Genomic DNA, 6533 nt, shown 5'->3' with positions numbered 1-6533 from the left:
GGCCGCCCCACTGCTGAGGTCCGGGCGTGGGCCGCTGACCCGGCGCGCCGGGAGCGGACCACTGGCCGGCGGGCGGCTGCTGCTTGGACCACTTGTCCTGGGCGGCGTCCTGCGGGTCTGCGGGCTCGGCGGGGCGGGGCACGGTGTGACCTTCTCCAGAGGGCTGCCCGTCGGGCTGCCCGTCGGAGGGGGCAGATCCGGGCGAAGCCCAGCCCGGAGTGTCGTTCATCGTCGCTCCTTCACGGTGCCCGTCCGCGTGTGCGGCGGCAGGTTGGCAGCCATCGTGCCACGGCATACCCGTTCGTGGGCCGGGCAGGCAGGGCACTGCAATGGCTGTGCACCTTCAATTGTCCATCGGGTACGGGGCAGACTGGGCGGATGGCTGATCAGTACGCACCATCCCTCAAGGACGGCCGGCCCGAGTTCATCCCTGCGATCCGGTGGGAGGAGCCACCTGAAGGCCCCGTGCTCGTGCTCCTCGATCAGACCCGGCTCCCGGCCGAGGAAGTCGAGTGGGTGTGCACCGACGCCCCTGCTCTCGTGCAGGCGATCCAGTCGCTTGCGGTGCGCGGTGCCCCGGTGCTCGGGATCGCGGGCGCCTACGGAGTGGCGCTGGCCGCGGTGCGCGGCTTCGACGTCGAGGAGGCCGCGCACGCCCTGGCCACCGCGCGGCCCACCGCGGTCAACCTCGCCCGGGGCGTGGCGCGTGCCCGCGATGCGCATCGGGCGGCGCTCCAGGACGGCGCGGACCAGGCCGAGGCGGCCGCGGCGGCGCTCGCCGAGGCGCGGGCCCTGCACCGTGAGGACGCCGAGGCCTCGCGGCGGATGGCGGGGCACGGTCTCGAGCTGCTCGACGAGTTGTTGTCGGGCGGCACGCACCGGATCCTCACGCACTGCAATACGGGGGCGCTGGTCTCCGGTGGTGAGGGCACGGCGTTCGCTGTGGCGCTCGAGGCCCACCGGGGCGGCAGGCTGCGGCGGCTCTGGGTGGACGAGACCCGGCCGCTGCTGCAGGGCGCTCGGCTCACCGCGTACGAAGCGGCGCGCAATGACATGCCGTACACCTTGCTGACCGACAACGCGGCGGGCTCGCTGTTCGCGGCGGGGGAGGTGGACGCGGTGCTGATCGGTGCGGACCGGATCGCGGCGGACGGGGCTGTGGCGAACAAGGTGGGGAGCTATCCGCTCGCCGTGCTGGCCCGCTATCACCATGTGCCGTTCATCGTGGTCGCGCCGCTGAGCACCGTCGACGCGGACACCCCGGACGGGGCTTCGATCGAGGTCGAGCAGCGGGCAGGGCAGGAGGTGACGGAGTTCGCCGCGCCGCAGCTGCCGACGGCCGGAGTGGAGCCAGGGGGCGGGATCCCGGTGGCGCCGCTGGGCACGCAGGCGTACAACCCGGCCTTCGATGTGACACCGGCGGAGCTCGTGACCGCGATCGTCACCGAGCATGGGGTGGTGTCCCCGGTCACTGCCGATGCGCTGGCGGAGCTGTGCGCGCGAGGTCTTCGGGAGCAGGAAGGGGTTCACAAGGAGTGAGGTTTCGGCCGAACTCCATGGTTCAGAGCGCCGATTGGGCCCGCGCGAGGGCTCGTGTGTCGGCGTCCGTGCACAGGGGCAGACAGTGACTGCTCCAGGCGACTAGCGTCACGAGCCCGTGACCTACCTCACCAGGGCCTACTCCGCCGTTACAAGAATGGGATGATGTCGTCTATGAAGGGACGAGTCCTTGTCGTCGACGACGACACCGCGCTGGCCGAGATGCTCGGCATTGTGCTGCGTGGAGAAGGTTTTGAGCCGTCGTTCGTAGCTGACGGAGACAAGGCGCTGGCTGCCTTCAGGGAGGCCAAGCCCGATTTGGTGCTGCTCGACCTGATGCTGCCCGGCAGGGACGGCATCGAGGTCTGCCGTCTCATCCGGGCCGAGTCCGGCGTGCCGATCGTGATGCTCACCGCCAAGAGCGACACCGTGGATGTGGTGGTCGGGCTCGAATCGGGCGCGGACGACTACATCGTGAAGCCGTTCAAGCCGAAGGAGCTCGTGGCCCGTATCCGGGCGCGGCTGCGGAGGTCGGAGGAGCCCGCACCGGAGCAGCTGACCATCGGTGACCTCGTCATCGACGTGGCCGGCCACTCGGTGAAGCGGGACGGCGCGTCGATCGCGCTGACGCCGCTCGAGTTCGACCTCCTGGTCGCGCTTGCCCGTAAGCCGTGGCAGGTGTTCACCCGTGAGGTGCTGCTCGAGCAGGTGTGGGGCTACCGGCATGCGGCGGACACGCGTCTGGTCAATGTGCATGTGCAGCGGTTGCGTTCGAAGGTCGAGAAGGACCCCGAGCGCCCCGAGATCGTGGTGACCGTGCGCGGCGTCGGCTACAAGGCCGGACCGAGCTGACGTGCCCGGGGACAGTGCCGCTTCGGCGTCCGGGCAGCAGGGCCGGCGTCCGGAGCGGCCGGTGGGCCCCGGCGGGCGCACGTCCCTGATCGGGCGGTTCCGCAGGGGCGGACTGCTGCTTCAGGACGGGGTGCAGAGCAGCCTCTTCCTGCGGCTTTTCACGCGCTGGGTGCGGCGTCCGCTGCTGCCCGTGATGCGGCTGTGGCGGCGCAACATCCAGCTGAGGGTGGTCGCCAGCACGTTGCTCATGTCCATCGTCGTGGTGCTCGTGCTCGGCTTCGTGGTCATCAGCCAGGTGAGCAACGGGCTGCTCGAGGCCAAGAAGAATGCCGCGCAGATCCAGGCCACCGGCGGCTTCAAGGTGGCGGAGGGCCTGGCCGGTGCGTCCAGGGACGACGGCTCGGAGGGTGCGACGCGCGGCGGCTCGGGCGGGGAGGCCAACGCATGGCTGACCGACACCGTGTACCAACTGGCCAGCGGTGGGCAGAACGCCTTCCACGTCCTGGCCATCGCGTCGAGTGCGGGCGGCGGCTCGGGAAGCAACCGGTTGCCGCGTTCCTCCGGCGACGTATCCACCGAGACGGTCCCTGATGCCTTGCGGCAGCAGATCGACAAGCATTCAAGCGCTTTCCAGAGCTTCTCCACCGTGGTCTACACCCCGAAGGCCGGGCACGCCCCCGAGCCCGGGCTCGTCATCGGCAAGCGCCTCGACGACGTCGAGGGAAATCCGTACCAGCTCTACTACGTCTTCCCGCTCGCTCAGGAAGAGGAGTCCCTGACCCTGGTCAAGGGCACTCTCGCGACCGCCGGCCTGTTCGTCGTGGTGCTGCTCGGCGCCATCGCCTGGCTGGTGGTGCGCCAGGTCGTGACGCCGGTGCGGATGGCCGCCGGGATCGCCGAGCGCCTCTCGGCCGGGCGTCTGCAGGAGCGGATGAAGGTCACCGGAGAGGACGACATCGCGCGCCTCGGCGAGGCCTTCAACAAGATGGCGCAGAACCTCCAGTTGAAGATCCAGCAGCTCGAGGACCTCTCGCGGATGCAGCGCCGCTTCGTCTCCGACGTCTCGCACGAGCTGCGTACTCCGCTGACGACCGTCCGTATGGCCGCCGATGTCATCCATGAGGCGCGCGTCGACTTCGACCCGGTGACCTCGCGCTCCGCCGAGCTGCTCACCGATCAGCTCGACCGGTTCGAATCGCTGCTCGCCGATCTGCTGGAGATCAGCCGCTTCGACGCCGGCGCGGCCGCGCTCGAGGCCGAGCCGATAGATCTGCGTGAGGTCGTACGGAGAGTCGTCGGCGGCGCCGAACCGCTGGCCGAGCGCAAGGGCAGCCGGGTCCGGATCGTCGGCGACAGCCAGCCGGTGATAGCGGAGGCGGATGCCCGCCGTGTCGAGCGCGTCCTGCGCAACCTCGTGGTCAACGCGGTGGAGCACGGCGACGGCAAGGACGTCGTGGTGCGTCTGGCCTCGGCCGGCGGCGCCGTGGCGGTGGCCGTGCGCGACTACGGCGTGGGGCTCAAGCCGGGTGAGGCGACCCGGGTGTTCAACCGCTTCTGGCGCGCCGATCCGGCCCGTGCCCGCACCACGGGCGGCACCGGACTCGGTCTGTCGATCGCCCTGGAGGACGCACGGCTGCACGGCGGCTGGCTGCAGGCGTGGGGCGAGCCGGGCGGCGGTTCGCAGTTCCGGCTGACGCTGCCGCGCACCGCGGACGAGCCGCTGCGCGGATCGCCCATACCGCTGGAGCCGGAGGACTCTCGCCGCAATCGCGGCCTCAGCGAGGCGGGGCTGCCCTCGGGCGGCCAGAGCAAGCGCGCCACGGTTCCGGCCCAGGCCGCCCAGGAGCGCGTATCGGGGCCGATACCCACCGCCGCGTCCGTACCTCCCAGGGGACACTCCGTCGATCCCACGGCGCTGCCCGGCAATGGTGCGCGTGTCGTGCCGCGTCCGACGCGCAGCCGGGACGACGAGCCCGGCGGACTTCCCGTACGGGAAGGGCCGCAGGTGTCCCGGGAAGCGGACGTGGCGGACGAAGGTGTGACCGAAGGGGAGGGCAGGCGTGGGCGCTGAACGTGTGGGGCGCGGGCGGCTGTTGGGCCGCAAGGTCGCGCTGCTCGGCTGTGGCGGTGTGCTGCTCGTCGGCTGTGCGTCGATGCCCAGCAGCGGCGAGCCCGAGCCGGTCGACGCGTCGCCGAACGAGCCGCGGGTCCGGGTCTTCGCGGCGCCGCCCAAGGACAACGCCAAGCCCGGGGAGATCCTCGACGGTTTCCTCGAGACGCTGACGGGCGATGACCCCGATTACTCGATCGCGCGCAAGTACCTCACCGCCGAAGCGGCGAAGAGCTGGAATCCCGAGAGTTTGACGACGGTCCTCGAGGACGGGCCGAAGGCGTCGTCGCTGAGCCCCGTGCAGGAACTGGAGACCGCCGAGAGCTACGGCTACGAGCTGGACGGCAACGCGGTGGCGACGATCGACGCCGACCACGCGTACCAGCCGGAGGCCAAGCGGTACAGCGAGTCCATCCAGCTCGTGAAGGAGGGCGGGAAGACCGGCGGGAAGACCGGGGGCCAGTGGCGGATCTCCAAGCCGCCGGTCGGTGTGGTGCTCGGCGAGACCGATTTCCAGCGCCTCTACGAGTCGGTCAACAAGTACTACTACGCGTCGAACATGGCGCGCGGCGACGACGAGCAGCCGCAGCCCGCGCCGCTCGTGGCCGACCCGGTCTACGTGCGCGGCGATCCGGAGCCGCCGCTGACCGATGTGGTCAAGGCACTCCTCAAGGGGCCCACCAGCTGGCTCGATCCCGTGGTCACCTCGCGATTCCCGAGCGATACGACCCTGCGCAAGGGCACCAAGGAGCTCATCCCGGACGACCAGAAGCGGCTGCGGGTGCCGCTCAACAGCAAGGCCGACGGAGTCAAGCGGGACCTCTGCAAGAAGATGGCCGCCCAGATCTACTTCACGCTGAACGATCTGACCAAGCCGTCGGGGATCGAGCAGGTGGAACTGCTGCGTTCGGACGGGGAGTCCTCGCTGTGCGTGCTCGACGAGGGCGGGGCCAAGGCCCTCGCGCCCAACCCGGCGGGGCAGCCCGGCTACCAGTACTTCATCGACAAGAAGCACCAGTTGGTACGGATGCCGAAGAGCAGCTCCGTGAGCGAACCGGTGGACGGTGAGATCGGCTCGGGGGAGCAGGAGCTGCGTTCGGCCGCCGTATCGCGTGACGAGAAGTGGGCCGCGGGGGTGTCCGGGGACGGGAGTTCGCTGTTCGTGGGCGCCATGCTCGAAGGCGCTTCCCTGGACAAGGCGAAGGTGACCAGCAAGGCGCCCAAGGAGGACGAGCGTCTCGCACCGCCCAGTTGGGACGGGCGCGGCGATCTGTGGGTGGCCGACCAGGACCCCGAGAACCCGCGGCTGCTGTGGCTGGACAAGGGGCGGGGCGAGCCGGTCGAGGTCGCGTTCGACCGGCAGCTGGGAGCCGACGGCGAAGGCCGGATCAAGGCGGTACGGGTGGCGGCCGACGGGGTGCGGATCGCGCTGCTCGTCGAGCAGGACGGCAAGACCGGGCTGCGAATCGGCCGTGTTCTGCGCACGACGTCCGGGGGCAAGCCGGAGCTCTCCGTCACCGAACTGCGGCCCGCCGCACCCAAGATGGAGGTCACCGCCATGTCCTGGGCCGGCGGCAGCCGGCTGCTCGTGGTGGGCAAGGAGGCCGGCGGGGTGCAGCAGATGCGGTTCGTGCAGAGCGACGGTTCGCTGCCGGACGAGCCCGCGCTGCCGGGTCTGGACGGCGTCACCGCGGTCGCTGCCTCCGAGAACGAGCAGTTGGCGCTCGTCGCGCACTCCGAGGACGGCATCGTGCGGCGTGCCGAGGGCGAGGACTGGAAGGTGGTAGTCAAGGAGGGGACTGCTCCGGTCTATCCGGGGTGAGCTCCGGTCTATCCGAGGTGAGCTCCGGTCTATCCGAGGTGAGCTCCGGTCTGTCCGAGGTGAGCTCCGGTCTGTCCGAGGTGAGCTCCGGTCTGTCCGAGGTGAGCTCCGGTCTGTCCGAGGTGAGCTCCGGTCTATCCGGGGTGAGGGTCCAGGGATCGCTCGGGATGAGCGTCCACGGAATCGCCCGGGATGAGCATCCGCGGGCCG

The 6533-nt window shown here is 70.4% G+C and carries 4 protein-coding genes and 1 pseudogene; 4 read left to right on the top strand and 1 reads right to left on the bottom strand.

What is annotated here, in order from left to right; genetic code table 11:
* Positions 1–229 (bottom strand): annotated as a pseudogene (locus ABT367_RS18395) (hypothetical protein); the annotation flags it as partial.
* Between the two features lie 149 nt (positions 230–378).
* On the opposite strand from ABT367_RS18395, the gene mtnA reads away from it, so the two are divergent.
* The 4 genes from mtnA to ABT367_RS18375 all read left to right on the top strand — a co-directional run bounded on the left by mtnA (position 379) and on the right by ABT367_RS18375 (position 6323).
* A complete protein-coding gene (mtnA, locus tag ABT367_RS18390) occupies positions 379–1539 on the top strand; it encodes an S-methyl-5-thioribose-1-phosphate isomerase (protein ID WP_352254125.1) in 1161 nt (386 codons plus the stop codon).
* A 162-nt stretch (positions 1540–1701) separates the two neighbouring features.
* Positions 1702–2391, top strand: a complete 690-nt coding sequence (gene mtrA, locus ABT367_RS18385) for a two-component system response regulator MtrA (protein WP_200904315.1) — start codon at positions 1702–1704, stop codon at positions 2389–2391.
* Position 2392: 1 nt separating this feature from the next.
* Positions 2393–4462: an MtrAB system histidine kinase MtrB gene (mtrB, locus tag ABT367_RS18380; protein ID WP_352254124.1), complete on the top strand. Its 2070-nt coding sequence runs from the start codon at positions 2393–2395 to the stop codon at positions 4460–4462.
* Positions 4452–6323, top strand: a complete 1872-nt coding sequence (locus ABT367_RS18375; RefSeq protein WP_352254123.1) for an LpqB family beta-propeller domain-containing protein — start codon at positions 4452–4454, stop codon at positions 6321–6323. Before mtrB ends, ABT367_RS18375 begins: the two co-directional genes overlap by 11 nt.
* Positions 6324–6533 lie beyond the last annotated feature (210 nt).

The sequence above is a fragment of the Streptomyces mesophilus genome, assembly GCF_040300965.1.
GTDB classification, from domain to species: Bacteria; Actinomycetota; Actinomycetes; order Streptomycetales; family Streptomycetaceae; genus Streptomyces; species Streptomyces mesophilus_A.
The sequence above is the reverse complement of the archived record's forward strand: the minus strand, read 5'-3'. Positions and strand labels throughout refer to the sequence as shown.